Origin of the sequence: Deinococcus gobiensis I-0 (assembly GCF_000252445.1) — a bacterium.
GTDB lineage: Bacteria > Deinococcota > Deinococci > Deinococcales > Deinococcaceae > Deinococcus > Deinococcus gobiensis.
In genome coordinates this window covers 35,699-57,662 of the sequence record NC_017790.1, presented here as the reverse complement: position 1 = coordinate 57,662, position 21,964 = coordinate 35,699, and the positions used below count along the sequence as shown (strand labels likewise).

Here is a 21,964-nt window from a genome sequence, read left to right as displayed (position 1 = left end):
CGCCGGGGTCTGGGTCGAGGAAGATTGGGCCGAAGACGTGCTGGAGGCGGCTGGGGTCTGAGCCGCCGGCGTCTGGGCCGAGGAGGTCTGGGCCGCCGGGGTCTGGGCCGAGGAAGATTGGGCCGCCGGGGGCGAGAGCAGCGTGGCCCGCAGGGCGGCGGCCCCCTGACGCAGACCCGTGAGCGAGGTCCCCAGGGCGTTCAGGTCGCCGGAGGTGAGCTGGGTCAGGGCCGAATTGAACTGCGCGGTCTCCAGCGGGGGCTGGGCGGCGCGGGCCGCGTCCTGCACGACCGTGAACCAGCTCGTGGCGCGCGCCAGGGCGAGGTAGGAAGCCGCGCTGCGGGTGGGGGTCACGCTGCCCAGCGCCGAGGACAGCCGCGCGGCCCCCTCGCGCTGGAGCCGCCACGCGACCCGGCTGACCTGCCCGGCGCGGGCGTCGGCCTGGAGGGCCTGGGTTCCGGCCGCGTCCAGACCGAATTCGCGCGCCAGCACCCGCAGGCGGTCGGCGGCGTTGGCGGGCGAGACGGCCAGCACCGTCACGGTCTGGTCATAGAGCGACCGGCGCATCAGGCCGCGCGCCAGCAGCAGCTGCGCCTGCAACTCGGCGGGCGTGCGGGCCTGGGCGGCGCGGGCGGCGTCCAGGGCGTTGCGCAGGCCCGTAACCACCGTGGGGTTGTTCAGGGTCGGCACCAGGCGGTCCAGGGCCGTACCGGCGCGGTCCAGGGCATTCAGGGTGGCGACCGCGTTCTGGCCGCTGCTCTGGGCGGCGGCGTCGAGGCTCTGGGCCAGGGCGCCGTAGGCCCCCAGGTTCTGTGCTCCCGCGCCGCCGCTCAGCAGCGCCAGGGTCAGGAAGGCCGGAGCCGCGGCGGCCCCCGCAAGACGGACGGTACGGTTTCGGTTCACGCGCTTTCTCCCTGACCCTGGAATTCGAGGCCCTGCAACTCGCTCAGCAGGCGGCCGATGTTGACCTGCGGCCCGGCCACGACCGCCACGCAGTACTCGCCCATCGGCCTCATACACACGGTCTGTCCGCCCAGATCGGCCGACATCAGGCGCAGACCCCGGCGCCTGAACACCAGCGAGGCCGCCGCCATCACGCTGCTCAGGGCGCGGGCATCGCGCAGGGCGCGGGCGCGCAGCAGTTCGCCGTTCGGGTGAGAGACCAGCACCCCCTGCACCCCCTGGAACTTGCCCAGGTGCTGGATCAGGGCCTCCTGGCCCCCGGCCGTGCCCAGCTCGAAGGTCGGGCGCTGGGGCGCGGCGCTGAATTCGGGGTCGTCGAACTCGAAGTCGTCGGCGCCGAGCTCGGGGGCGTCGTGCAGGGCACTGGCCGGCGACATGGACACGTCGTCCCAGGTGGCGAAGGCACCGACATCGGTAAAGAGGGTCGGGGCCTTGGGGTACTCGCGTTCCAGGCGCCGCGAGAGCGAGAGCAGCTCGGTGCGCGCGCGCGCGTGCGGCAGCGCGGCCCCCAGGCGGTCCATCAGGGGACCGGACAGGACGCCCTGCATCTCCTGCGCCGTGACGGTCTCGGGACTCAGCCCCCGTTCGCGCAGCGCCGAGCGCAGCATGGTGTCGGCCGCCCGCTCCGAGACGCTGAGCGACAGGGCACGCGCGATCATGGTGTAAACAGAGTTCGTCATGGCAAAAGACCTCGGCGCGCCGCCCTGCCCGCTCGGGGGTCAGGGCCAGTCCTGCCGCCCGCCGTGGCCGGAACGAGGAGCGGGCCGGAACCGGAGAGGGCAGTTCTGCGGGGAAGTATAAAAATTCCGGCCTTACACATTTGTTGCGGATGAGCGCCTGCGGGCATCCGCCCAGCCCGGACGCCCGCAGGCGGGCCCCTCTAGACTGGAGGGCATGCCGACTTCTCTTTCCGCGCGCCTTAGCGCCGAACTCGCCGGGCTGCGCGAAAGCGGCCTCCTGATCCACCCGCGCGTGCTGGACGCCGCCAACCGCGCCCGGACCCGCGTGGACGGCCGCGAGGTCGTGAACCTCGCCAGCAACAACTACCTGGGCTTCGCCGACCACCCGGTCCTGAAGGCGAAAGCCGCCGCCTACCTCGAGGAGTGGGGTGCGGGCGCGGGCGCCGTGCGGACCATCGCCGGCACGCTGCGCATCCACGAGGACTTCGAGGAGCAGCTCGCCGAGTTCAAGCACACCGGCAGCGCCCTGGTCCTGCAGAGCGGCTTCACGACCAACCAGGGCGTACTGGGCACCCTGCTCAAGGAAGGCGACCTCGTGGTCAGCGACGAACTGAACCACGCGAGCATCATCGACGGGCTGCGGCTCACCAAGGCGACCAAGAAGGTCTACAGGCACGCCGACCCGGACGACCTGGAACGCCTGCTGCGCGAGAACGACACCGACGGCCTCAAGCTCGTCGTGACCGACGGCGTGTTCAGCATGGACGGCGACGTGGCCCCGCTGGACCGGCTGGTCGAGGTGGCCCGCCGCTACGGCGCCGTGACCTACGTGGACGACGCCCACGGTTCGGGCGTGCTGGGTGAGGCGGGGCGCGGCACGGTGCATCACTTCGGGATGGCGGAGGCCGAGGACGTGCTCCAGGTCGGCACGCTGAGCAAGGCCTGGGGCGTGGTGGGCGGCTACGCGGCCGGGCACGCGGACCTCAAACAGCTCATGCTCAACCGCGCGCGGCCCTACCTGTTCTCGACGGCGCAGCCCCCGGCAGTGGTTGGGGCGCTCTCGGCGGCGCTGGAGCTCGTGCAGAGCGACCCCTCCTTCATGGAGCGGCTGTGGGACAACACCCGCTTCTTCAAGTCCGAACTCGCCCGCCTGGGCTTCGACACGATGGGCAGCGAGACGCCCATCACGCCCGTCATCTTCGGGGAGGCCGAGGCGGCCTTCGAGGCGAGCCGCCGCCTGTTCGCCGAGGGGATCTTCGCGGTGGGCCTGGGCTTCCCGACGGTGCCCCGCGGCAAGGCGCGCATCCGCAACATCGTGACCGCCGAGCACACCCGCGACGACCTGGAGCAGGCGCTCGCCGCCTACGCGCGGGTGGGCCGCGCCCTGGGGACCATCTCCTGACCGGGTACAGGGTGCGCGAGTGGCCCGACCTCGCCGCCCTGGGCCGCCTGCGCGAAGCGGCCTGGGGTGGCCGGGACGATGGCTGGGCTGGGCGGCCGTGCTGGAGCGCAGCCTGACCTGGGTCACGGCCCACACGGACGCGGGCGAGCTGATCGGGTTCGTAAACGTGGCCTGGGACGGGGGCGTACACGCCTTCTTGCTCGACACGACCGTCCACCCGGACCACGGGCGGCGCGGCGTGGGCACCGGACTGGTGCGCCGGGCCGCCGAGGCCTCGCGGGGCCGGGGCCTGGAGTGGCTGCACGTGGACTACGAACCGCACCTGGCGGGCTTCTATGCCGGCTGCGGCTTCGGGCCGACCGGGGCGGGGCTGCTGCGGCTGGGCTGAGGGGGGCCAGGTCTGAATCCAGCCTGAAGCTTGCCGACGTGTCCCGCCGCGCGCCGCCTACAATCCGGAAGATGAGCGCCCCAAAAAAGCCCCCGGTGGGCGACAAGCAAGACAAGGGCCGCGAGGTGCAGGCCATGTTCGCCTCCATCGCGCCGCGCTACGACCTGCTCAACGGCGTGCTGAGCCTGGGCGTGGACCGCGCGTGGCGCCGCGCCGCCGCCGCCGAGGCCCTGGCCCTGAAGCCGGCGCGCCTGCTCGACGTGGCGACCGGGACCGGCGACTTCGCGCTGGAACTGCGGACGCGGGCAGACGCCCGGACCACGGTGGTCGGCAGCGATTTCGTGCCCGAGATGCTCGAGATCGCGCGCCGCAAGGCCGGCGCGCGGCGGCTCGACATCGTGTTCGAGGAGGGCGACGCCCTGGGGCTGCCCTACGCCGACGGCAGCTTCGACGCCGTCACCTGCGCCTTCGGCTTCCGGAACTTCGCGGACTACGCGGCGGGCCTCGCCGAATTCTGGCGGGTGCTGGCACCGGGCGGGCGGCTGGTCATCCTGGAATTTCCGCCGCCCGCGCCGGGGCTGTTCGGGGACGTGTTCCGCTTCTACTTCCAGCAGGTGCTGCCGCGCATCGGCGGGCTGGTGAGCGGCAACGGAGGCGCGTATACCTACCTGCCCGAGAGCGTGCTGGCCTTTCCGCCGCCCGAGCAGCTGGCACAGCTCATGCGCGCCACCGGCTTCCGCACCCGCTACCGGGCGCTGACCTTCGGCATCGCGGGCATCTGGGTGGGCGACAAGCTGTAAGGCGCCGGGGAATTTGAAGGAAGCGACAGGCAGAAGGACGGCCTCCGGTGAGCAACACCCCGGAGGCCGTCCTCTTGCCCGATGCTCTAGGGCCGGGCCGGGGCCGTCTGGGGCGCGGCCGGACGAGGGTTCGCCGGGGCGGCGCTCTCGCCGTCCTGGAACTCGCCGCTGATCTTGCTGCCCTCGTCGCTAAAGACCACCACGTCGCTGCTGTCGAGGTTGTAGAGGATGTAGCCGCTCGTCACGCGCAGCACGTCGCTGCCCTTGACGCTCTCGGCCGCCTCGCCTCCGGTGGCGTACAACCGGGCGGTGTTGGCCGCGTCGTCGTACTCCACGCGCGGGGCCTTGCTCACGCGCCCGCCCTCGCTCTTCAGTTCGACCTTGCCGACCAGCACGGTGCGCTCGGCGTCCACATCCACCTCAATGCGCTCGCTGCTGCCCGAGAGGGGCTGCTCGGCGTTGTCGCGCGTGAAGGTGATGGGACCGCCGATGCGGGCGACGCCGTCGGTCTCGTCGTACACGAGGCTCTGGCCGCGCAGTCTGGTCTTGCCCTGCGTGACGAACACGGTGTCGGGCGCGGGTTTGGGCTGCGCCTCGACCCCGCAGGCGCTGAGCTGGTCGGTCTTGCCCTCGGGCGCGGCGTCGAGCAGCCGCGCGGTGCCCGCACTGGCCTCGACCCGGCCGTCGCTCCCCTCCTGCCCCTCGGGGGGCGGCTTGCTGGTGACGATGGCGAGGGGCACCCGCACCACGTTCTTGTCGATCACGACGCGCACGCCCCCCGCACCCGTCTCGCTGAACACGCCGATGTTGGGCGTGCCCTCGGGGTCGCCGTCGCGCGGGCCACACACGGTGTAGATCCCCGTCTCGTCGCTGGTGCCGGTGCGGATGACCAGGATGCGCCGCTCCTGGCCGTCCTTGCCCTGCCTCACCAGGGCGATGCACGACAGCTCCGAACCCTCGACGCAGCGCCCGGCCTTTTCCTGCTCGGTGGGGGTGTCGTCACCGGACGGGGCGGGAACTGCCGGGGCCGGGGCCGCCTGGGTGGGGGCCGCCTGCGACGACGCCGGGGCCGGGGCGGCCTGCCCCGCCGCGTCCTGAGCCAGCACCGGCCACAGCAGCGGCGCGGCGCCCAGGATCAGCGTCAGGGCCAGCACTGCGGGACGCTTCACGCGGCGCGGTCTCCGGAAGCCTACTGCTCGCCGCGCAGCGCGAACTGGGCGACGGGGATGGTGTAGCGGCTGTTCTTGGGGGTCACGCGGGCGAGGTCGGTACGCTGTTCGAGGTAGCCGCTCGCCGGCGCGCGCAGCGTCACCTTGCTCTTGCTGTCCACGCTGACCGCGTTGCCGACCACGTAGGCCACGTTCTTGGCGTCGTCGTAGTACACCGCGTCCCCGGTGGTGGTCTGGCTGCCCTGCACGAGCTTCACGCCGCCCCTGACGTACAGCGTCTTGCTCTTGGTCAGGGCGCGGACCTCGGTGCCCGAGATGACGAGTTCCTTCTGGTTGCCCTTGGCGGCGCGCGTCAGGCTGGGCGTGCCGGTGAGCTGCGCGAGTTCCTTGTCCTCGTCGAAGACCAGCTTGTCGGCGCGGCCGGTCTGGGTCCCGTTGGTCAGGCGCACGCCGCCGGTGCTCGTCGAGACGTTGTTGTCCACGTCCAGGCTCATCTGCGTGGCGGTGATGTTCACGGGGTCGTTACCCGAGCTGCCGTCGGGCTGGAAGGTCGCCGCCGCGCCGCCGCTCAGCACGCCCTGGCCGCTGACCTCGCTGTAGGCGAGCTTGTCGCCCTTGGCGCTCAGGCGGCCGCGCGTCACGTTGATGTTGCCGCTGAAGTTGGCCGTGCGCTTGCCACGCGCCTCGATGATGGGCGTACCCGCCGGGGCCGCCAGGGTCGCCTGCGCCGCCTGGATCTGGAGGGTGCTGACCGTCGCCTTGACCGGGCTGCCGGTGAAATTCAGGGGACCGGTGCGCAGGTTGCCGGTCGAGGCCCCCTGAATGTTGATGACGCGCTTGTCGGCGCCGCTGCCGGTCTGCGCGAGAACGGTGGTGGCGGTCAGGGCAGCGAGCAGCAGCGCGCGGGCGGGCAGGGTGGTCGGGGTCTTCATGGGGTCTCCGGTTCAGTGTGGGCCGGCCGGATGAGGACTGGCCGTGGGAAAGATGGGAGGCGGGGGCCGGCCGGTCAGATCGGCACGCGCTTGCCGTCCCGGCAGGTTTCGGTCGGGTCGATGGCGAGCTGGTAGTTCGAGTCCTCGCTGGTGTGCAGCAGGTCGAACTGGAAGGACATCTGGAGGTCGTTGATGCGGCCGTTGAGGTTCGGGGAGTCGATGACGGCGGCGGGCGCACTGAAGCCGGTGCCCTGCTCGATCCGTACGGGCCGCCCGGCCGTGCCGGTCAGGGTCAGGTCGGCGCACTCGCGGACCAGCGTGATGCGGGCGCGGGGGGTGAGGAGGTCGTCCTGGGCGTCGATGGTCAGTTCGGGCGTGCTGAGGGTCGCGTCGAGGGTCTGGCGGCCGGTGTAGTGCCCGGCCGCGTCCCGCCCGCGCACAAGCCGCTCGCCCCGCGACAGCTGCGTGAGCTGCGTGACGTTGGTCAGGGGGTCGCTGCGGACCTCCCCGGCCGCGAAGGTCCACACCGCGCCCTCGTCGCGCGCCGGGTACAGCGCCAGGCGCACCCCCTGAAGCTGCGCGCCGACCTGCGCCGCCTCGCCGCGCGGCCCGGTCGGCACGAAGGCGAACGCGAGCGCGAACACGAACAGCGCCACCAGGGCGAGGGGACCGGCTTTCTGCACGCGCGCACTCTAGCGCCCCCCTCTCATGAGAGTGATGGGGCGGCGCTGACCGGAACCGGACCTCTCGCGGCTCCCCCCGGCCCGAGCCTCTAGGCTGCACCCTATGTTCGACTCGCATACCCACCTCGACTACCTCGACGATCCGGCCTCGGCCCGGCACGAACTGGGCCTGAACGCCCTGGTGTGCATCGGCGCGAACCTGGAACACGCCCGCAACGCCGTGGCCCTGGCCGAGCAGTTTCCCGACGTGTGGGCGACCGTGGGCCTGCACCCCACCGACGCCGGGCAGGACTCGCCCGAAGCGCGCACGGAGATCGAGCGGCTGGCCGGGCACCCCCGCGTGGTCGGCATCGGGGAAAGCGGGCTGGACGACTACTGGGACGACGGGCTGCGCCCGCAGCAGCTCGCCGCCTTCGAGTGGCAACTGGACCTCGCGCGGCGCAGCGGCAAGGCGCTCGTCATCCACACGCGCGACAAGGCGGACCAGGACAGCGCCCACCGGGGCGTGATGGACGTGCTCGCCGGGTGGCCGGACGTGCCGGTCATCCTGCACTGCTTCAGCGGGCACGCGGGGCTGCTGCGCTTCGGGCTGGAGCGCGGCGCGTACTTCGGTTTCGCGGGCAACACGACCTACAAGACCGCCCAGCCCATCCAGGCGGCGGCGCGCGAGGTGCCCCTGAACCGGCTGCTGGTCGAGACCGACGCGCCCTTCCTGGCCCCGGTGCCCAAACGCGGCCGGCCCAACCGTCCCGGCTACGTCCGCTACACGCTGGAATTCGTGGCGGGCCTGCGCGGCCTGGACGCGGCCGAACTGGAGCGCGTGACCGACGGGAACGCCCGGCGGGTGTACGGCATTGGGGGCCAGGAGCCGACGGGGGAGGAGAGCACGGGATAAGGTAGGCCCACATCACAGCCCAAAGGAGACCTGCCCGAATGTTCGACGAATTTGCCGTTGCCGAGCTGCTGACCCCCGACGAGCGCCTCATCCGCGAGAGCGTGCGCGCCTACGCCGACGCCGAACTGCTGCCCCACATCGCCGGATGGTGGGACGGCGGCGAGCTGCCGGTGCGGGACGTGATGCGCAGTTTCGGCGAGATGGGCCTGCTCGGCCCGACCATCCCCGAGGAGTACGGCGGCGCGGGCGCGAGCTACAGCGCCTACGGGGCGATGATGTACGAGCTGGAGCGCGTGGACAGCGGCCTGCGCAGCGCGGCGAGCGTGCAGGGCAGCCTCGTGATGTTCCCGATCCACACCTACGGCAGCGAGGAGCAGAAGCGGCGCTGGCTGCCGGGCCTCGCTTCGGGCGAACTCATCGGCTGCTTCGGCCTGACCGAGCCCGACGGCGGCTCGGACCCCGGCGCGATGCGTACCCGCGCCCGCAGGGACGGCGACCACTACGTCCTGAACGGCAGCAAGATGTGGATCACCAACAGCCCCGCCGCCGACGTGGCGGTCGTGTGGGCCAAGGACGACGAGGGCGTGGTCCGGGGCTTTACCGTGCCGACCGACACCCCCGGCTTCCACGCCCCCAAGATCGAGCGCAAGATGAGCCTGCGCGCCTCGCTGACCGGCGAGATCGTGCTGGAGGACTGCCGCATTCCGGCCGAGAACCTGCTGCCCGGTAGCCAGGGCCTCAAATCGCCGCTGTCTTGCCTGACCTCGGCCCGCTTCGGGATCGCCTGGGGCGCGATGGGGGCGCTGGAGGCCGTGTTGCAGACCGCCCTGGACTATGCGGGCAGCCGCACGACCTTCGGCAAACCCATCGCCGGGCGCCAGCTCGTGCAGGACAAACTCGTGCGGATGGCGACCGACCACTCGACCGGCCTGCTGCTCGCGTGGCGCCTGGGCACCCTGAAGGACGCGGGCCGCATGAACTTCGCCCAGGTGAGCTACGCCAAACGCAACAACGTGCGCGTGGCCCTGCAAGGCGCCCGGCTGGCCCGCGAGATGCTGGGCGGCAACGGCATCACGACCGAATACCCGGTCATCCGCCACATGCTCAACCTGGAGACTGTGGACACCTACGAGGGCACCCACGACATCCACACCCTGATCGTGGGCCGCCACCTGACCGGGGTAGGCGCGCTGGAGTGAGGTGAGGGGAGCTTGTGACGCGTGGCCTGTGGCTTGTAGAGGCCACCCAATCACGCCACCGCCCAAGTCCCCCGAAGGCCGTCGTGCGCGCAGCGCGCGGGCCATTCCAACCGGGCTAGGGCTGGCCCCGACCTGAGCCGTCACGCGGCAGGACCGTGCAGCCCCGCCAACGCCCGGAACGACTCTTTGCCGAGCGCAGCGAAAAAGCTCCCCCCTCCCGGCGGGAGGGGGGCTGGGGGGGAGGGAAACGCAACCCTACGTAGCCGCCCCCATCTCCCGCACCATATGCACCTCCGCCAGCGTGACCCCGTCCACCCGCACCGCGTCCGGCTGAACCCCCCACGCCACGAACCCACGGCGCTCGTACAGCCGCCGCGCCGCCACCTGCGATGCCGTGACTCCCAGGTGCAGCGCCGTGACGCCCGCCCAGCCCCCTACGCAGGCGATCCCGGCCCGCAGCAGCGCGTCCCCGCAGCCCTGCCCCCGCGCCGCCGGCAGCACGGCCACCCCGAAGACGTTCGCGCGGTGCAGCAGCCGCTCCCGCGTCTCGCGCGCGACGGTCAGGATACCGACGAGTTCGCCGTCCACGAAGGCCCCGAAGGTCGCGCTGTCCTCGCCGGTCAGGCGGGCGGCGACCGTCTCGGGCGGCTGCGCGGCGTATTCCTCGGCCGTGGTGATGAAGGCGGCCGGATCGGCCCGCAGCGCCGCCAGCCGGACCTCGCGGTAGGCCGGGGCGTCGGCGGCCCCCAGACGGCGTACCTCAACCACGGACGCCCTCTCCCAGCCGGACGAGTTCGGCCGCGCCGGGCCGCTCCTGCGCCGCCACCCGGTCGCGCCAGTTCAGGACGTGGCCCTGCGCCCGCACATGCCGCGTCAGAGCAAAGTCGAGGTCGTGGACGAGCCAGCCCTCGGCGTTCCACTCGCCCTGCGCGACCACGCCGTCCTCGGGCAGGCCGTCATCGGCGGGGGCGTACAGGGCACTCTGGCCCACCGCGTCCTCGACAGCGTAGCTCCAGGCGGCGTCGGCGATCAGCGGGGCGTGCAGGGCGTACACCTGCCCTTCCAGCGCGCGCGCCATGCTGCCCACCCGCACCCGCGTGTAGCCCCGGCGCGACCCCGTGAAGGACGGCACAACGAGCAGCTCGGCCCCCGCCTCCGCGATCTGGCGGGCCAGCCCCGGAAACTCCGAGTCGTAGCAGATCGCCACGCCGAAGCGCAGGCCCTCCAGCTCGAACACCCGCACACCCTCGCCCGGCACGATGTCCCACTCCTCGGCCTCGAACCGGGTCATCAGGAGCTTGTCCTGCCAGGCGTGTTCGCCGTCCGGCCCGAACACATAGGCGCGGTTCACGAAGCCCCCGCCGTGCGCGACCGGGTAACTGCCCGCCACGATGCCCACGCCGTGCTCGCGCGCCAGCCGGGCATGCAGGGCCAGGAAGTCGGGCAGGAAGGCCTGCAACGCCGGGCGCATTCCCAGGATGTCGTGGTGCAGGTCTGCGGACAGCAGGCTGATGAGTTCCAGCGCGGCGTACTCGGGGAACACCAGCAGCCGCGCGCCCCCCGAGGCCGCCCGCGCGACCCAGGCCGCGAGCTTGGCCTCGTACTCGGCCCAGGTCTGGAAAAAGGAGATGGGGTAGGCGGCCGCCGCGACGCGCAGGACTGTCATGCGGCCAGTGTAGGGGCCAGTGCAGGCGTGCAGGGCGAAGGCGAACGGCGCCACCGACCCTTTAGGCCACAACGCTTAAACTGGGGGCATTGTGAGCGCGTCCGACGTTTCCCCTGCCTCCCCGGCCCCTGGCCCGTCCCGCTTCGGCGAGAAACCCCGCATCTACCCCATGCGCCTGTACGGCGACCCGGTGCTGCGGCGCAAGGCCCGGCCCCTCACGGCGACCGACACCCTGACCGTTCCCGGCTTCGGGCCACAGACGGTGCGCGAGGTGGCCGACACCATGATGGAGACCATGTTCGAGCAGCGCGGCGTTGGGCTGGCCGCGCCGCAGATCGGGCTGGGCGTGCGCCTGTTCGTGGCGGTCGAGTACGAGGACGACGAGGAAGAGGGGGGCGACGACGACACGCCGCTGAAGTCCCGCGTGCTGCGCGACTTCGTGATGATCAACCCCGTGATCGCCGTCCTGAACAAGAAGAAGGACAAGTCCTACCAGGAAGGCTGCCTGAGCATCCCCGGCATCTACGAGGAAGGTGTGCCGCGCGCCCGGCAGATCGCGGTGCGCTACACCGACCTGGACGGTCAGGAGCGGACCATAGAGGCCGAGGACTACCTCGCCCGCGTGTTCCAGCACGAGATCGACCACCTCGACGGCGTGCTGTTCCTCGACCGCCTGCCCGCCGAAGTGACCGACGATCACCGCAAGGAGCTCCTGAAGATCCAGCAGCACTCGAAGAATTTCCTGGCGAACCTGAGCAGCTGGGAAAAAGAGCAGCACCTCAAGGAACGTCTTTGACCCGTCCCAAGGTCGCCTTCTTCGGCTCGCCCGCCTTCGCCCTGCCGGTGCTGGAGGCGATCCGCACGCAGTTCGAGGTCGTGCTGGTCGTCGCGCAGCCCGACAAGCCGGTGGGGCGCGGCCTGAAGCTGACGCCGCCGCCCGTGGCTGCCCGCGCCGCCGAGCTGGGGCTGCCGCTGGCCCAGCCCACGCGGCTGCGCGGCAACACCGACTTTGAGGCGACGCTGCGGGGGTCGGGGGCGGACGTGGCCGTCACCTGCGCCTATGGCAAGATCCTGCCCGCCGCGCTGCTGGCCGTGCCGCGCTACGGATTCCTGAACACGCACACCAGCCTGCTGCCGCGCTACCGGGGCGCCGCGCCGATCCAGTGGGCGCTGATCCGGGGCGAGACGGTCACGGGCACGACCATCATGCAGACCGACCCCGGCATGGACACGGGGCCGGTGCTGCTGCAAGAGGAACTGTCTATCGCCCCCGAATGGACCAGCCTGGAGCTGTCGGACGCGCTGTCGGGGCAGGCGGCGCGCCTCATCGTGTCGGCCCTCTCGCAGCTCGGCACGCTGAAACCCCGGCCCCAGGACGAGGCCCAGGCCACCCACGCCCCCATGTTGGTCAAGGAGGACGGCTTCGTGCGCTGGGCCGAGCCCGCCTCGGCGATCGTGAACCGTTACCGGGGCGTGGCCGCGTGGCCGCAGACGACCGCCTTCCTAGGCGGCGCGCGCCTCAAGCTCGGCGGTCTGAGCGCGGCGATGGGCGAGGGCCAGCCCGGCGAGGTGCTGGCCGTGGACGACTCCGGCGTGACCGTCGCCTGCGGCGCGGGTGCGGTGAAGGTCGCCACCGTGCAGCCCGAAGCCCGCAAGGCCCAGCCGGCCAGCGCGTGGGCGGCGGCGGCGGGCGTGGGGCCGGGCGCACGCTTCGACGTGGGGTAAGGGTGAGGGGGCGGGAAGTGGGAACAGGCGGAAGCCCGGGAACCCCGCGCCCCGCCGACGCATACCCGGAGACGTGAACCCCCAGTTTCCGCTCTCCATCGAATTCCGGTTCAGCCTGTTCACCGAACTGCGCGTCACCGACGCCTCGGGGCGGCTGCTCGCCTTCGTCAAGGAGAAGACCTTCAGCATCCGCGACGAGGTGCGCGTCTACACCGACGAGTCGCGGCAGGTGCAGACGCACGGCATGCGCGCCCAGGGCCTGATGGCCGGGATGCTCGACTGGCGGGCGCGCCGGGTCATCGTGCGGGCGGACGGCACCGAGGTCGGGTCGCTCCAGGCGCAGGGGATGCGCACGCTATGGGCGGCCGGCTACGACCTGCTGGGGCCGGGGGGGCAGACGCGCTTCACCATCCGCGACGACCAGCCCTGGATGTCGCTCGTCGAGGCGGGTATCGGGGCCGTGCCCTTCGTCGGGGACCTCGTGGCGATGGGCTTCGACTATCTGGTCAACCCGACGTACACGGTGCTGGACCCGGCCGGAGCCCCCGCCTACCGCGTGCACAAGAAACGCAGCCTCCTCTCACGCCGCTTCACGGTCGAGGAGCTGCGGCCGACTACCCCCGGCGACGACGAGCTCGTGCTGCTGGGACTGGTTCAGCTCGTGCTGCGCGAACGTGAACGCGGCTGAGCCTGCCCTGGCGCGGGCCATCACCGTGCCGGAAGCGGCGTGGGAAATGCCCCCGGCCTATCACGCGCTGAACCGGACCGACCGGGCTACGCCGCTACATTTCGGGAACTGTCACTACCGCCGGGGCACTGGCCTTCCGGGACAGCCGAGCGCGGGCCTGGTGCCGCCACTGCGCGATGTATGCCCGCTGACGACCTCACTTTCCGACAGCTCGGCCACTGAACTGCTTGTTGGGACCTTCGAGTTGGAGGCCGCGAGCCATACGCTCGCGGACCTCAGGTTCCGGCATCCGCAGCGGTTTGGTGCAGAACACGTCGCCCAGCCCACATGACCGCTCCCTCACCGCCAGGCAGACGACCCCGCCGAGATAACGCGGCTGCTGCCCGGCATTTGGAACGGGACCTTCGTGCCGCGCCCCGACCTGGGCATGCTGGGCCACTGCCAGCATGTCCGGCGGATCATTTCTTTTTCTTCTCGCTGAAGCTGGGCACGCGGCCGCCGTACATCTTGTAGGCGTCGCACCTCTCGCGGATAAAGCACTCGCCGCACTTCGGGGCCGTCCAGGTGCAGACCTGCCGGCCGTGCGACAGCAAGTTGACGTGCAGTTCGTACAGGAAAGGCGGGTCGGGTGGCAGCAGGGCCAGCAGCGCGCGGTGCGCCGCCTGCTCGGTCATCTGCGGGATGGTACCCACGCGGATATTGATGCGGAACACGTGCGTATCCACCGGAAACACGGGCCGGTGATAATTGAATAGCAGCACGAGCGAGGCCGTCTTGACCCCCACCCCCGGCAGGTCGGTGAGCCACTTCAGGGCGTCCTTCACCGGCAGGTCGCGCAGGAAATCGAGGTCGTAGCCCCCCGGCGCGTCCCGGATGCGGCGCAGGGTTTCCTGAATGCGCGGGGCCTTGCTTTCGGGGTAATTGCTGCGGCGGATGGCATGGGCCACCACCTCGGTCGGCGCGGCGATGATGTCCGCCCAGTCGCCCAGTTCGCGTAGCTCGTGGTACGCGGCTTCCTCGTCGGCGTGGGTGGTGCGCTGCGAGAGGATCGTCGAGATCAGCTCGTGCATGGGGTCGCGCCGCGAGTCGAGGGGCCGCTCGCCGTATTCCTCGCGCAGCCGGTCTTTCATCCAGACCAGCAGTTCGGCCCGCTCCTCGGCGGGGCGGGCCGCGTTCAGATCGGCCTCGCCGAAGAGGCGGGGGGTCACGCGCCGGGGGTGCTGCTGCCCTCGACCTCGTCGCGGCCCCCCTCGGCCGGCTCGTCCTTGGCGGCGGGGTCCGCGTTGGGCGCCTTGCCCCGGTCCTCCTCGGGAATCGGGCGGCTCTGGCCCTCGGCGGGCGAGGTGTTGGCCGGGTCGTAGCCCTTCTTCGGATCGTCGCTCATGCGCCCAGGGTGCGCCCGCCGCCCGCCCCGCAGGCGAGACGGGGGTAAAGGGGGTTTTAGAGAGACCCGGTCTACTTCCCGCCCCCAGGCAGGTACAGGGCTGTCCCCCCTGCTGCCCCGAAGGCTGCCTGCACCTCGGCCACCGGTCGGTCGGGGCGGCTCTGGGGGTCGCCGGGCAGGGTCCTGGCCCAGACCTCCAGCGCGTCGCTGTAACCGTCGCCGTCGGCGTCCTTCCCGGCAGCCAGCACCCCACCCAGCACCGCCGGAAACTTTGCCCGGCCCCCCGCCTGCGCGTCGGCCCGGAACGCCGCGCGGATCTCCTCGCCGAACGGGTTCCAGGGCGCGCCCCCCGAGGCCTTGACGTGGCAGAAGGTGCAGGCCATGACCCGGCGGTCGTACTCCCACAGCGGGTTGCCCTCGTCGTAGTGGAACTGCCGGATGGCGGCCGTGCGGTACTGCGGCAGCGCCAGCGCGGCCGGCACCGACAGGGCGACCGAGGCGGCGAGCAGCGCCCCGGCGAGCCGCCCGCCCTTCAGGCCAGCCCCCCTCACGCCAGCCCCCTTCAGGCCAGCCACTGCGGTCCCTTGAATTCGCCGCCCAGCACGCTACGGGCGTCGAGGCCCAGCCAGCCGCCCAGCGCCCCGGCATATACACCCCGGAAGTCCTGCTTGTACTTGATGTCGCCCAGCGACAGGTTCTCCAGATCCGGGCTGTCGCCGTGGACACCGCCCTTCACGCCGTGTCCCAGCGCGAACATCACGCTGCCCTGGCCGTGGTCGGTGCCCGCGCTGGCGTTCTCGGCCACCCGCCGCCCGAACTCCGAAAAGCCCATCACGATCACCTTCTGCGCCAGCCCCTGCGCCTCCAGGTCGGCGTAAAAGGCGGCCAGTCCGGCGGCCAGGTCGCCCAGCAGGCCGTCCTGCTCGCCGCGCTGCCCGGCGTGGGTGTCGTAGTTGCCGTGCGACACGTACAGGATGCGCTGGCCCACCCCGGCGGCGATCAGGCGGGCGGCGTCGCGCAGCTGCGCGGCGAAGCGGCCCTCGGGGTAGCTCGCCCCCTCGCGGTACTTCTTGGCGTTCTTCTGCACGCGGGCGGTGTTCTTGAGCATCTGGCGGGTGGCGCGGCCCAGGTAATCGGCCTCGCCGCTGCGGGGGGCGGCCAGCATCGCCCCGAAGGCGTCTTCCAGCCCGGCGGGCAGCTTGACCCCGAAACTCGCCACCGACTCGATGCTCGGCAGGCTGAAGGTGTCGGCCCGCAGCGCCAGGGGCGTGGTGCCGCCGACGTTGCTGGCACAGAACGGGTCCCCGAGCTGCTCGGCCACGCGCCCGATCCAGCCGTCCGCCTGCGCCTGGGCGGGGTCGGCGGTGTGCCAGATCGCCATGCTGGCGAAGTGCGAGCGGTTGGGGTCGGGGTAGCCCACGTTCTCGATCCAGGCGAGCTGGCCCTTATCCCACAGCGCCGCCAGGGGCCGCAGGCTGGGGTGCATGCCGAGGTCGGGCGTCAGGGTCAGCACGTCCTTTCTGGGGACGGCGATGGTGGGCCGCGCGGCGTAGTAGGCGCCGTTCGAATAGGGCACCAGGGTGTTCAGGCCGTCGTTGCCGCCCGTGAGCTGGATGACCACCAGGGTCCGGTCGCCGGTCGCCTGCGTGGCCGCGCGCGCCAGAAAGCCCGGCATGCCGGTCGTGGCCGCCACCGCGAGGGCGGAGAGTTTGAGAAAATCGCGCCGTGTCGTCATGGAACCGTCCTTATGCGAGCTGGAATTCGGGACTGATGAAGGCGAGGTAGGCCCGCTGGGCCGGTTTCAATCCCGCCATCGCCGGGCGCAGCAGCGTCCGCTCGCTGCCCAGCAGGGCGAGTTCACCGGGCCACTCGCGGACCTCCGGCGCGGCCTTGCCCAGCGTCAGCGAGGCCGCCACGTTCATGCGGGTCAGCAGCGCCGAGTCGTTGATCCACTCGCGGCCTCCGTCCCAGCCCTTCACGGTGTCGGGTTGCAGCAGCAGCTGGCCCATGCGCCCGGCCGTCTGCGTCAGGGTCACGAGCTGCTTGGGGTCGAGCCTGGGCTGCCCCAGGGTCCGCAGCGCCGCCGCGACGTACTCGACCGGCCCCCGGATCACCCTCTGCCGCGCGCCGTAGAAGGCCGCGCTGGAGAGCAGTTCTTCGAGGACCATCCCCAGGTCCCCCCCCGTGCGCCGGAAGGTCTCGGCGCTGCCCGCCACCGCCCCCTCGTCCGGCGTGTCGGCCACGAAGGCACGGTGCAGCCGCCGGGCGACGAAGGTCGCCGTCTGCGGATGAGTGGCGGCCAGGCGCACCACGTCCTCGCCGCTCAGGGGGCCGCTCTGGCCCAGGTAGGTCTTGCGGCCGTCGTCGTGCTGGCGCGGGTTGAAGACGAAGCGCGGCGTCTCCAGGTAGTTCTGGTTGCCGCGCCCGCCCTCGAAGCTCCAGCCGCTCAGGGCGCGGGCTCCCTCGCGCACGTCGTCCTCGGTGTAGTGCCCGATGCCGGTCGTGAACAGTTCGAGCAGCTCACGCGAGAAGTTCTCGTTGGGCTTGCCCTTCTTGTTCTGGTCGTTGTCGAGGTAGCGCAGCATGGCGGGCGACCGGGCGATGTCCAGCGCGAAGGCCGAAAAGCTGCGCCCCGCCGCGTGCGTGCGCAGCAGCCGCAGGTACCCGGCCAGGGCGGGGCCGTTGCGTACCTTGTCGGTGCCGACCACGAAATGCCCGCTCCAGACGAGCGCCAGCTTCTCGCGCAGGGGCGTGGGCGAGTACGCCAGTTCGTACAGCCACCCGGCGCGCGTGAGCTGGATCATCGCGCCGGGCGTGGCCCCGCTCTGGGGGTCGAAGGGATTGCCGGGCGTGGGCTGCGGCCCCGCAGCCAGGACAGGAAAGTTCAGGGCCGCGCGGGCGACCTCGCGGGCGTCCTTGCCGACCAGCGCGCGGATCTGCGCGTCGGTCGCGCCGAAGGCCGTGCGCCGCAGGAAGTGCGCGGCGTCCTCGGCCGAGAGGGGTCTGGTCAATGGGGGCAAACTCATAGGCACCTCGCCGGGAAATAGGGAGACTTCAGGGGTTGGAGGCGGCGAGGGGCAGAAAAGTTCCCAGGGCCGCCTCGTCCACCCCGCGCACCCCGGCCAGGGCCGCCGCCAGCGCACTTTGGGGCAGATTGCCGACGAGCCACACCGCCCGCGTGCCGAGGCGCCGCGAGGCCACGCCGGGGGCCGGGGCGACCGCGCGCGCGGCCGTCACCAGGGCCAGCACGTTCACCCCGTCGCTGAGGGTGACCTCTGCGCCGCCCTGCGCGCGGGCCTGCGCCGCGACGGGCACGAACCCCGGCGGCAGCCGCAGCCCGGGCAGCGCCGAGAGGACCGCCGCGCGCAGACCCGCCGGAGCGGCCCCGGGCGCGGGCCGCGAGACCCGCCGGGGCGCCGCCTCGACCGTCCGGAAGGCGGCGCGGCGCGACAGACCGCCGTCCGCGTCCCGCTCCTCGTAGGCCAGCGGGATATTCCAGGCGAGGTCCACCCACAGCGACCAGCGCGCCGCCGGCCCGGTCTTGGGCACGAGGTCGAAACGGGCCACAGGCCGCCCGGCCACCGCCTCGCCGCCCACCCGCGTCACCGCGAAGTTGCGGGTCAGCAGGCCGGGGCGCAGGGGCACGGTGGGAAGCTGGGCGGCCGTGCGGGTGGGCTGCGCGCGCGGCGGAAAGTTCACGGTGATGTCCACCGCGCCGCGCGCCGCCTGCGTGCGCGACTGCCGCAGCGCCGCGAGCAGGTCGTCGGCGGGGGCGGCCCCGGCCCGGCCCCCCGCAGCGAGGGCCAGGGGCAGCGCGGCCCAGGCGAGTGCCCTCACCACCGGGCCTCGGCGTCACCGTAGGCCGCCGACTGGTAGGCGTCGTAGGCCGCGCTCGTGGGCAGGGTGGGAGAGGGGCGCAGGGCGGTGACGCCCACGACCACCGCCGCCGAGGCGAGCAGCGCCCCCAGGCCCCCGGCCCAGGTCTGCCGCCGCTGGCGCGCGCGCCGGGCGCGGTGGCCGCTCAGGAAGCGCCCGGCCGCGCCCTCGTCGTCGGGCGTGGGCTGCCGGGCCTGGGCGAGCAGGCGGTCGAGGTCGTCGAAGTCGGGGTGGGTCATGGTCTGGGTCCTTTGTGGGGAGGGGTCCGGCACGGCTCAGTCGGTGGCTCAGTCGTCGGCGCGCACGCCGGCCCGCGTGAGCCACGCCCGCAGGGCGGCGCGGCCCCGGGCGATGCGGCTTTTGACGGTGCCGAGTTCCGCGCCCGTCACCGCCGAGATCTCGGCGTAGTCCAGGCCCGCGATCTCGCGCAGGGTCAGGGCCTCGCGCTGCTCGGGGGACAGGGTGGCGAGCGCCTGCGCCAGCCGCTCGCGCACCTGCGCCTGCTCGCCCGCGCGTGCGGGGCTGTGGGGGGCGGCGGGTTCGGGCAGGCCGTCGAGCGGCAGGGCCGTGCGGCGGCGCAGGGCGTGGGCGCAGGCGTTCAGGGTCACGCGGTGCAGCCAAGTCGAGAACTGCGCCTCGCCCCGGAAGGTCTTCAGGCCCCGGTGCGCGGCGATGAACACCTCCTGCACCACGTCGTCGGCCGCGCCGGGACCGACCGTGCTGGCGGCCAGCCGGTGCACCGCCGGGGCGTGGCGCCTCACGAGCGCCTCGAAGGCCCGCTCGTCGCGCGCCGCGCGGCGGACCAGTTCGGCGTCGTCCAGGGAATCGTGGGGGTCACTCAAGGTCACCTCGAAGCTTAGAGGCGCGCCGGGGCCGGAAAGTTCCCGTCCGGTCCCGGACCGCCGCAGGCCGCGCCCGCTAGACTGCGCAGCGATGACTCCGCGCTCCCTCTCGCGCTCGGCCGAGGACTACCTCAAGCACCTGCTGCGGCTCGGGCAGGACGGCAAGGTCAGCACCCAGGCGCTGGCCGACGCGCTGGAAGTCGCCCCGGCCAGCGTGACCGGCATGCTCAAGAAACTGGGCGAGCAGGGGCTGGTGTCGCACGCGCCGTACCAGGGCGCGCGCCTGACCGCCGAGGGCGAGCGGGTCGCGCTGGAGGTGCTGCGGCACCACCGCCTGCTGGAGCTGTTCCTGCACCGCGCGCTGGGCGTGCCGCTCGACGAGGTCCACGAGGAGGCCGAGCGCCTGGAACACGCACTGTCCGAGCGCCTGGAGGCCCGCATCGCCGCGTGGCTGGGCGACCCCACCCACGACCCGCACGGCGACCCGATTCCGACCCTGGGCGGCGAGCTGCCCGAACGCGCCGAACGCCGGCTCTCGCAGCTGGCCCCCGGCGACCGCGCGACCGTCGCCCGCGTGCCCGACACCGACGCCGAGCAGTTGCGCGCCCTGATGGCCGCCGACCTGACCCCCGGCGCGCGGCTGCGGGTACGCGCCGTGGACACGGCCCTGGGAACCCTGACGGTCGAGGTGGCGGGCCACCCCCTCACCCTGGCGCTGGGCATCGCCGCGCAGGTCCAGGTCCACGCGGCCGGGGACGAACAGGCCGCACAATAGGGGCCTATGGCCGACAAGGAACTCAATTTCGCCCGCGAGATCATGGGAGAGCGGCGTTACAGCGAGGTGCCCGACGAAGAGGTACTGCGGGAGGCCGAGCGGCTGCTGCACGAGTGGATGAGCGGCGAGGTGCGCATGGAACGCCCCAAGCTCTACGACCACTACGCCCTGCTGCTGCTGGCCCTGACCCGCCGCACCCGCGAACTCGAGGCCCGTGTGGCCGCCCTGGAGGGCCGTACCCCATGACCCCGAAGATCAAGGTGTGCGGCACGACCAGCGTCGCCGACGCGGCGCTCGCGGCGCAGGCCGGAGCCGACGCGCTGGGCTTCATCTTCGCGCCGGTCAGCAAACGGCTGGTGTCGGCGCAGGTCGCGCGCGAGGCCGGGCTCGCCGCCGGACCGACCGTCGCGCGCGTGGGCGTGTTCATGAATCAGGGGCTCGGCGAGGTGCTGCGGACCGCCGAGGCCGCCCGCGTTTCGGCGGTGCAGCTGCACGGACCTTTAGCTGGGCTTTACGTGAAGCAGATCGCGGCGTATTATCCCGTCTTGCGCGTCGTGCGTCCGGAGGAGCTGGCCGGGGCGGCCCGCGAGTGGGACGGCGTGCCCGGCGTCACCCTGATGCTCGACGCCCCGGAGCCGGGCGGGGGCGTACCGCTGGACTGGGCGGCCCTGCGCGCCGACTTTCCGGCGGGGGCGTGGCTGGCCGGGGGCCTGGGACCGGCCAATGTGGCCCAGGCCATCCGCGAGCTCAGCCCGGGGGCGGTGGACGCCGTCAGCCGCCTGGAGCTGTCTCCCGGCCGCAAGGATCCGGCCGCCGTGAGGGCCTTCGTGGCGGCCGCGCGAGGCGAGTTATCCACAGTGAAACGGCCGGATGTGGATAACTCGGCGGCCTGCGCCGACTGAAGGCTCCGGACCGTGCAGCACGGCATTCCCTCCCACAATCTCCCGGGCCGTCCGGCGCCTGCTCCACACCTTGTCCACAGGGGGTGTGGATAACTTTGTGGATAACCTGAACAGGCCCGCTAGGCCGCTGGAATGGGGGGTAAACCCAACTCCGCCGCCAGGGCCTGTCCCGCCTGAACGATGTCGCCGGCCCCGCGCAGGTCCACCCCGGCCCCCGCGAAAGGCACCCGCGCCAGGGTATGCGCCTTGACGTTCAGGTTCTCCAGATTGCCGTGGTCGCTGCCTAGCACCACCCGCGCGCCCACATGCAGCAGGCCCCCAAGCAGCGCGTCGACCCGCGCGAGGTAGGCTCGGCCCGCCGTCAGGACCTCCGGCGGCGTGGGGACACGGCCCCGGTGGCCCAGCAGGTCCCCGAACCACAGGTCGGCCACGAGCAGGTCGGCGTCCTGCGCCGCGCGGCCCAGCGCCTCCCCCAGGTGCGCCAGTTCGGGCAGGCCGCGCACCGGACGCCACGGCTCGGCGTAGCTCAGGCCCAGGGTCGCGGGGATCAGGGGCAGGCCGGGCGGGTTCAGGGGCAGGCCGGCGGCCCCGAAGGCGTAGGGAAAGCAGCCCACGCGTGGCCGCCGGGCCTGCGCCGCGAAATATTCGGGCGAGTAGTGGTTGACGAGGGCCGCGCGCCCGCCCGCCTGCGCCAGCCGCCCCGGCAGCCCCGCAGCGCGCAGCAGGCGTTGCAGGGTGGGGCCGGGGTGGGGGCCGAAATGCTCGCCCATGTAGCGCACGGCGTCCTGCCCGGTCAGCCAGCAGCTCTGGCCGGTGCCCGACTGCGGCAGGCCCGGCACGCCCAGGGTCGTGTCGAGGGCCAGCCCGGCGTCCACCAGCGGGCGCAGGGCGGGCAATTCCTGGTCCCACACCGACCCCGGCGGCGCGTCTGCCGGGTGACCCACCCCGTCCAGGGCCAGCCAGACCAGCCCGGCGAAAGCAGCACTCATGCTCCG

Annotated in this window: 27 protein-coding genes; 12 read left to right on the top strand and 15 right to left on the bottom strand. The window is 72.5% G+C overall.

Annotated features, from left to right (window positions below; translation table 11 throughout):
- The first annotated feature begins 117 nt into the window (after positions 1-117).
- Positions 118-918, top strand: a complete 801-nt coding sequence (locus DGO_RS24090) for a hypothetical protein (RefSeq protein WP_226991401.1) — start codon at positions 118-120, stop codon at positions 916-918.
- Here DGO_RS24090 and DGO_RS00310 read toward each other — a convergent pair.
- The gene (locus DGO_RS00310) at positions 900-1,643 is read right to left on the bottom strand and encodes a dynein regulation protein LC7 (protein WP_043800347.1); all 744 of its coding nucleotides are present in this window, start codon (positions 1,641-1,643) and stop codon (positions 900-902) included. The genes DGO_RS24090 and DGO_RS00310 overlap by 19 nt on opposite strands.
- 214 nt (positions 1,644-1,857) lie before the next feature.
- On the opposite strand from DGO_RS00310, the gene DGO_RS00305 reads away from it, so the two are divergent.
- The 3 genes from DGO_RS00305 (at position 1,858) to ubiE (ending at position 4,233) form a co-directional block, all read left to right on the top strand.
- On the top strand, positions 1,858-3,045 hold the full coding sequence (locus DGO_RS00305) for a glycine C-acetyltransferase (protein ID WP_014683471.1): 1,188 nt from the start codon (positions 1,858-1,860) through the stop codon (positions 3,043-3,045).
- A 19-nt stretch (positions 3,046-3,064) separates the two neighbouring features.
- Complete coding sequence (locus tag DGO_RS00300; protein ID WP_085961015.1) at positions 3,065-3,433, top strand: GNAT family N-acetyltransferase; 369 nt, start codon at positions 3,065-3,067, stop codon at positions 3,431-3,433.
- A 71-nt stretch (positions 3,434-3,504) separates the two neighbouring features.
- Positions 3,505-4,233, top strand: coding sequence for a bifunctional demethylmenaquinone methyltransferase/2-methoxy-6-polyprenyl-1,4-benzoquinol methylase UbiE (gene ubiE / locus DGO_RS00295; RefSeq protein ID WP_043800345.1), 729 nt, complete (start codon positions 3,505-3,507; stop codon positions 4,231-4,233).
- A gap of 86 nt (positions 4,234-4,319) precedes the next feature.
- Here ubiE and DGO_RS00290 read toward each other — a convergent pair whose 3' ends face one another.
- The 3 genes from DGO_RS00290 to DGO_RS00280 all read right to left on the bottom strand — a co-directional run bounded on the left by DGO_RS00290 (position 4,320) and on the right by DGO_RS00280 (position 7,017).
- On the bottom strand, positions 4,320-5,402 hold the full coding sequence (locus DGO_RS00290) for an LptA/OstA family protein (RefSeq protein ID WP_043800342.1): 1,083 nt from the start codon (positions 5,400-5,402) through the stop codon (positions 4,320-4,322).
- Between the two features lie 20 nt (positions 5,403-5,422).
- Positions 5,423-6,334, bottom strand: a complete 912-nt coding sequence (locus DGO_RS00285; RefSeq protein ID WP_043800339.1) for an LptA/OstA family protein — start codon at positions 6,332-6,334, stop codon at positions 5,423-5,425.
- Positions 6,335-6,408: 74 nt separating this feature from the next.
- Positions 6,409-7,017: a hypothetical protein gene (locus tag DGO_RS00280; RefSeq protein WP_014683467.1), complete on the bottom strand. Its 609-nt coding sequence runs from the start codon at positions 7,015-7,017 to the stop codon at positions 6,409-6,411.
- A gap of 103 nt (positions 7,018-7,120) precedes the next feature.
- Between DGO_RS00280 and DGO_RS00275 the strand changes: the two genes are divergently transcribed.
- Both DGO_RS00275 and DGO_RS00270 read left to right on the top strand, forming a co-directional pair.
- Positions 7,121-7,912 carry a TatD family hydrolase gene (locus DGO_RS00275; protein ID WP_014683466.1) on the top strand — a complete coding sequence of 264 codons (792 nt, stop codon included), beginning with the start codon at positions 7,121-7,123 and terminating at the stop codon, positions 7,910-7,912.
- 38 nt (positions 7,913-7,950) lie between these two features.
- On the top strand, positions 7,951-9,111 hold the full coding sequence (locus DGO_RS00270; protein ID WP_014683465.1) for an acyl-CoA dehydrogenase family protein: 1,161 nt from the start codon (positions 7,951-7,953) through the stop codon (positions 9,109-9,111).
- A gap of 255 nt (positions 9,112-9,366) precedes the next feature.
- Here DGO_RS00270 and DGO_RS00265 read toward each other — a convergent pair whose 3' ends face one another.
- Positions 9,367-9,879 (bottom strand): GNAT family N-acetyltransferase, encoded by a 513-nt coding sequence (locus DGO_RS00265; protein WP_014683464.1) that lies wholly within the window; start codon positions 9,877-9,879, stop codon positions 9,367-9,369.
- Positions 9,872-10,777, bottom strand: a complete 906-nt coding sequence (locus DGO_RS00260) for a carbon-nitrogen hydrolase family protein (RefSeq protein WP_014683463.1) — start codon at positions 10,775-10,777, stop codon at positions 9,872-9,874. Before DGO_RS00260 ends, DGO_RS00265 begins: the two co-directional genes overlap by 8 nt.
- 169 nt (positions 10,778-10,946) lie before the next feature.
- On the opposite strand from DGO_RS00260, the gene def reads away from it, so the two are divergent.
- The 3 genes from def to DGO_RS00245 all read left to right on the top strand — a co-directional run bounded on the left by def (position 10,947) and on the right by DGO_RS00245 (position 13,190).
- The gene (gene def, locus DGO_RS00255) at positions 10,947-11,573 is read left to right on the top strand and encodes a peptide deformylase (RefSeq protein WP_014683462.1); all 627 of its coding nucleotides are present in this window, start codon (positions 10,947-10,949) and stop codon (positions 11,571-11,573) included.
- A complete protein-coding gene (fmt, locus tag DGO_RS00250; protein WP_043800337.1) occupies positions 11,570-12,502 on the top strand; it encodes a methionyl-tRNA formyltransferase in 933 nt (310 codons plus the stop codon). Before def ends, fmt begins: the two co-directional genes overlap by 4 nt.
- Before the next feature lie 73 nt (positions 12,503-12,575).
- Positions 12,576-13,190, top strand: a complete 615-nt coding sequence (locus tag DGO_RS00245; protein ID WP_014683460.1) for an LURP-one-related/scramblase family protein — start codon at positions 12,576-12,578, stop codon at positions 13,188-13,190.
- 458 nt (positions 13,191-13,648) lie between these two features.
- Here the strand turns inward: DGO_RS00245 and DGO_RS00240 are convergent, their stop codons facing one another.
- From DGO_RS00240 to DGO_RS00205, 8 genes are all read right to left on the bottom strand, one after another.
- The gene (locus DGO_RS00240) at positions 13,649-14,320 is read right to left on the bottom strand and encodes a monofunctional DNA glycosylase (protein ID WP_014683458.1); all 672 of its coding nucleotides are present in this window, start codon (positions 14,318-14,320) and stop codon (positions 13,649-13,651) included.
- 74 nt (positions 14,321-14,394) lie between these two features.
- Positions 14,395-14,574, bottom strand: coding sequence for a hypothetical protein (locus DGO_RS00235; protein ID WP_043800329.1), 180 nt, complete (start codon positions 14,572-14,574; stop codon positions 14,395-14,397).
- A gap of 71 nt (positions 14,575-14,645) precedes the next feature.
- A complete protein-coding gene (locus DGO_RS00230) occupies positions 14,646-15,125 on the bottom strand; it encodes a hypothetical protein (RefSeq protein ID WP_226991400.1) in 480 nt (159 codons plus the stop codon).
- Between the two features lie 11 nt (positions 15,126-15,136).
- Positions 15,137-16,309 carry a DUF1501 domain-containing protein gene (locus DGO_RS00225; protein WP_014683455.1) on the bottom strand — a complete coding sequence of 391 codons (1,173 nt, stop codon included), beginning with the start codon at positions 16,307-16,309 and terminating at the stop codon, positions 15,137-15,139.
- A 10-nt stretch (positions 16,310-16,319) separates the two neighbouring features.
- Entirely contained in the window at positions 16,320-17,585 is a 1,266-nt protein-coding gene (locus DGO_RS00220; protein WP_226991399.1) for a DUF1800 domain-containing protein, read from the bottom strand.
- 43 nt (positions 17,586-17,628) lie between these two features.
- The gene (locus tag DGO_RS00215; protein WP_226991398.1) at positions 17,629-18,411 is read right to left on the bottom strand and encodes a transcriptional regulator; all 783 of its coding nucleotides are present in this window, start codon (positions 18,409-18,411) and stop codon (positions 17,629-17,631) included.
- On the bottom strand, positions 18,408-18,689 hold the full coding sequence (locus DGO_RS00210; RefSeq protein WP_043800325.1) for a hypothetical protein: 282 nt from the start codon (positions 18,687-18,689) through the stop codon (positions 18,408-18,410). The genes DGO_RS00215 and DGO_RS00210 overlap by 4 nt, the downstream gene beginning before the upstream one ends.
- Before the next feature lie 48 nt (positions 18,690-18,737).
- Positions 18,738-19,298, bottom strand: a complete 561-nt coding sequence (locus DGO_RS00205) for a sigma-70 family RNA polymerase sigma factor (protein ID WP_043800322.1) — start codon at positions 19,296-19,298, stop codon at positions 18,738-18,740.
- Between the two features lie 85 nt (positions 19,299-19,383).
- Here DGO_RS00205 and DGO_RS00200 point away from each other — a divergent pair, with 85 nt between their 5' ends.
- From DGO_RS00200 to DGO_RS00190, 3 genes are read left to right on the top strand one after another with little or no spacing between them, the layout of a single operon-like run.
- Positions 19,384-20,067 carry a metal-dependent transcriptional regulator gene (locus tag DGO_RS00200; RefSeq protein WP_014683450.1) on the top strand — a complete coding sequence of 228 codons (684 nt, stop codon included), beginning with the start codon at positions 19,384-19,386 and terminating at the stop codon, positions 20,065-20,067.
- Between the two features lie 6 nt (positions 20,068-20,073).
- Positions 20,074-20,313 carry a hypothetical protein gene (locus tag DGO_RS00195; RefSeq protein ID WP_014683449.1) on the top strand — a complete coding sequence of 80 codons (240 nt, stop codon included), beginning with the start codon at positions 20,074-20,076 and terminating at the stop codon, positions 20,311-20,313.
- Positions 20,310-20,969: a phosphoribosylanthranilate isomerase gene (locus DGO_RS00190; RefSeq protein WP_043800317.1), complete on the top strand. Its 660-nt coding sequence runs from the start codon at positions 20,310-20,312 to the stop codon at positions 20,967-20,969. The genes DGO_RS00195 and DGO_RS00190 overlap by 4 nt, the downstream gene beginning before the upstream one ends.
- Positions 20,970-21,088: 119 nt before the next feature.
- Here the strand turns inward: DGO_RS00190 and DGO_RS00185 are convergent, their stop codons facing one another.
- On the bottom strand, positions 21,089-21,958 hold the full coding sequence (locus DGO_RS00185) for an alkaline phosphatase family protein (protein WP_043800314.1): 870 nt from the start codon (positions 21,956-21,958) through the stop codon (positions 21,089-21,091).
- Between the last annotated feature and the right edge of the window lie 6 nt (positions 21,959-21,964).

Coding starts and splice junctions, on each gene's coding strand:
- DGO_RS00310 (WP_043800347.1), bottom strand. CDS start 1,643: ATGACGAACTCTGTTTACACCATGATCGCGCGTGCCCTGTCGCTCAGC.
- DGO_RS00305 (WP_014683471.1), top strand. CDS start 1,858: ATGCCGACTTCTCTTTCCGCGCGCCTTAGCGCCGAACTCGCCGGGCTG.
- ubiE (WP_043800345.1), top strand. CDS start 3,505: ATGAGCGCCCCAAAAAAGCCCCCGGTGGGCGACAAGCAAGACAAGGGC.
- DGO_RS00285 (WP_043800339.1), bottom strand. CDS start 6,334: ATGAAGACCCCGACCACCCTGCCCGCCCGCGCGCTGCTGCTCGCTGCC.
- DGO_RS00275 (WP_014683466.1), top strand. CDS start 7,121: ATGTTCGACTCGCATACCCACCTCGACTACCTCGACGATCCGGCCTCG.
- DGO_RS00270 (WP_014683465.1), top strand. CDS start 7,951: ATGTTCGACGAATTTGCCGTTGCCGAGCTGCTGACCCCCGACGAGCGC.
- DGO_RS00260 (WP_014683463.1), bottom strand. CDS start 10,777: ATGACAGTCCTGCGCGTCGCGGCGGCCGCCTACCCCATCTCCTTTTTC.
- def (WP_014683462.1), top strand. CDS start 10,947: ATGCGCCTGTACGGCGACCCGGTGCTGCGGCGCAAGGCCCGGCCCCTC.
- DGO_RS00240 (WP_014683458.1), bottom strand. CDS start 14,320: ATGAAAGACCGGCTGCGCGAGGAATACGGCGAGCGGCCCCTCGACTCG.
- DGO_RS00235 (WP_043800329.1), bottom strand. CDS start 14,574: ATGAGCGACGATCCGAAGAAGGGCTACGACCCGGCCAACACCTCGCCC.
- DGO_RS00225 (WP_014683455.1), bottom strand. CDS start 16,309: ATGACGACACGGCGCGATTTTCTCAAACTCTCCGCCCTCGCGGTGGCG.
- DGO_RS00210 (WP_043800325.1), bottom strand. CDS start 18,689: ATGACCCACCCCGACTTCGACGACCTCGACCGCCTGCTCGCCCAGGCC.
- DGO_RS00200 (WP_014683450.1), top strand. CDS start 19,384: ATGACTCCGCGCTCCCTCTCGCGCTCGGCCGAGGACTACCTCAAGCAC.
- DGO_RS00195 (WP_014683449.1), top strand. CDS start 20,074: ATGGCCGACAAGGAACTCAATTTCGCCCGCGAGATCATGGGAGAGCGG.
- DGO_RS00190 (WP_043800317.1), top strand. CDS start 20,310: ATGACCCCGAAGATCAAGGTGTGCGGCACGACCAGCGTCGCCGACGCG.
- DGO_RS00185 (WP_043800314.1), bottom strand. CDS start 21,958: ATGAGTGCTGCTTTCGCCGGGCTGGTCTGGCTGGCCCTGGACGGGGTG.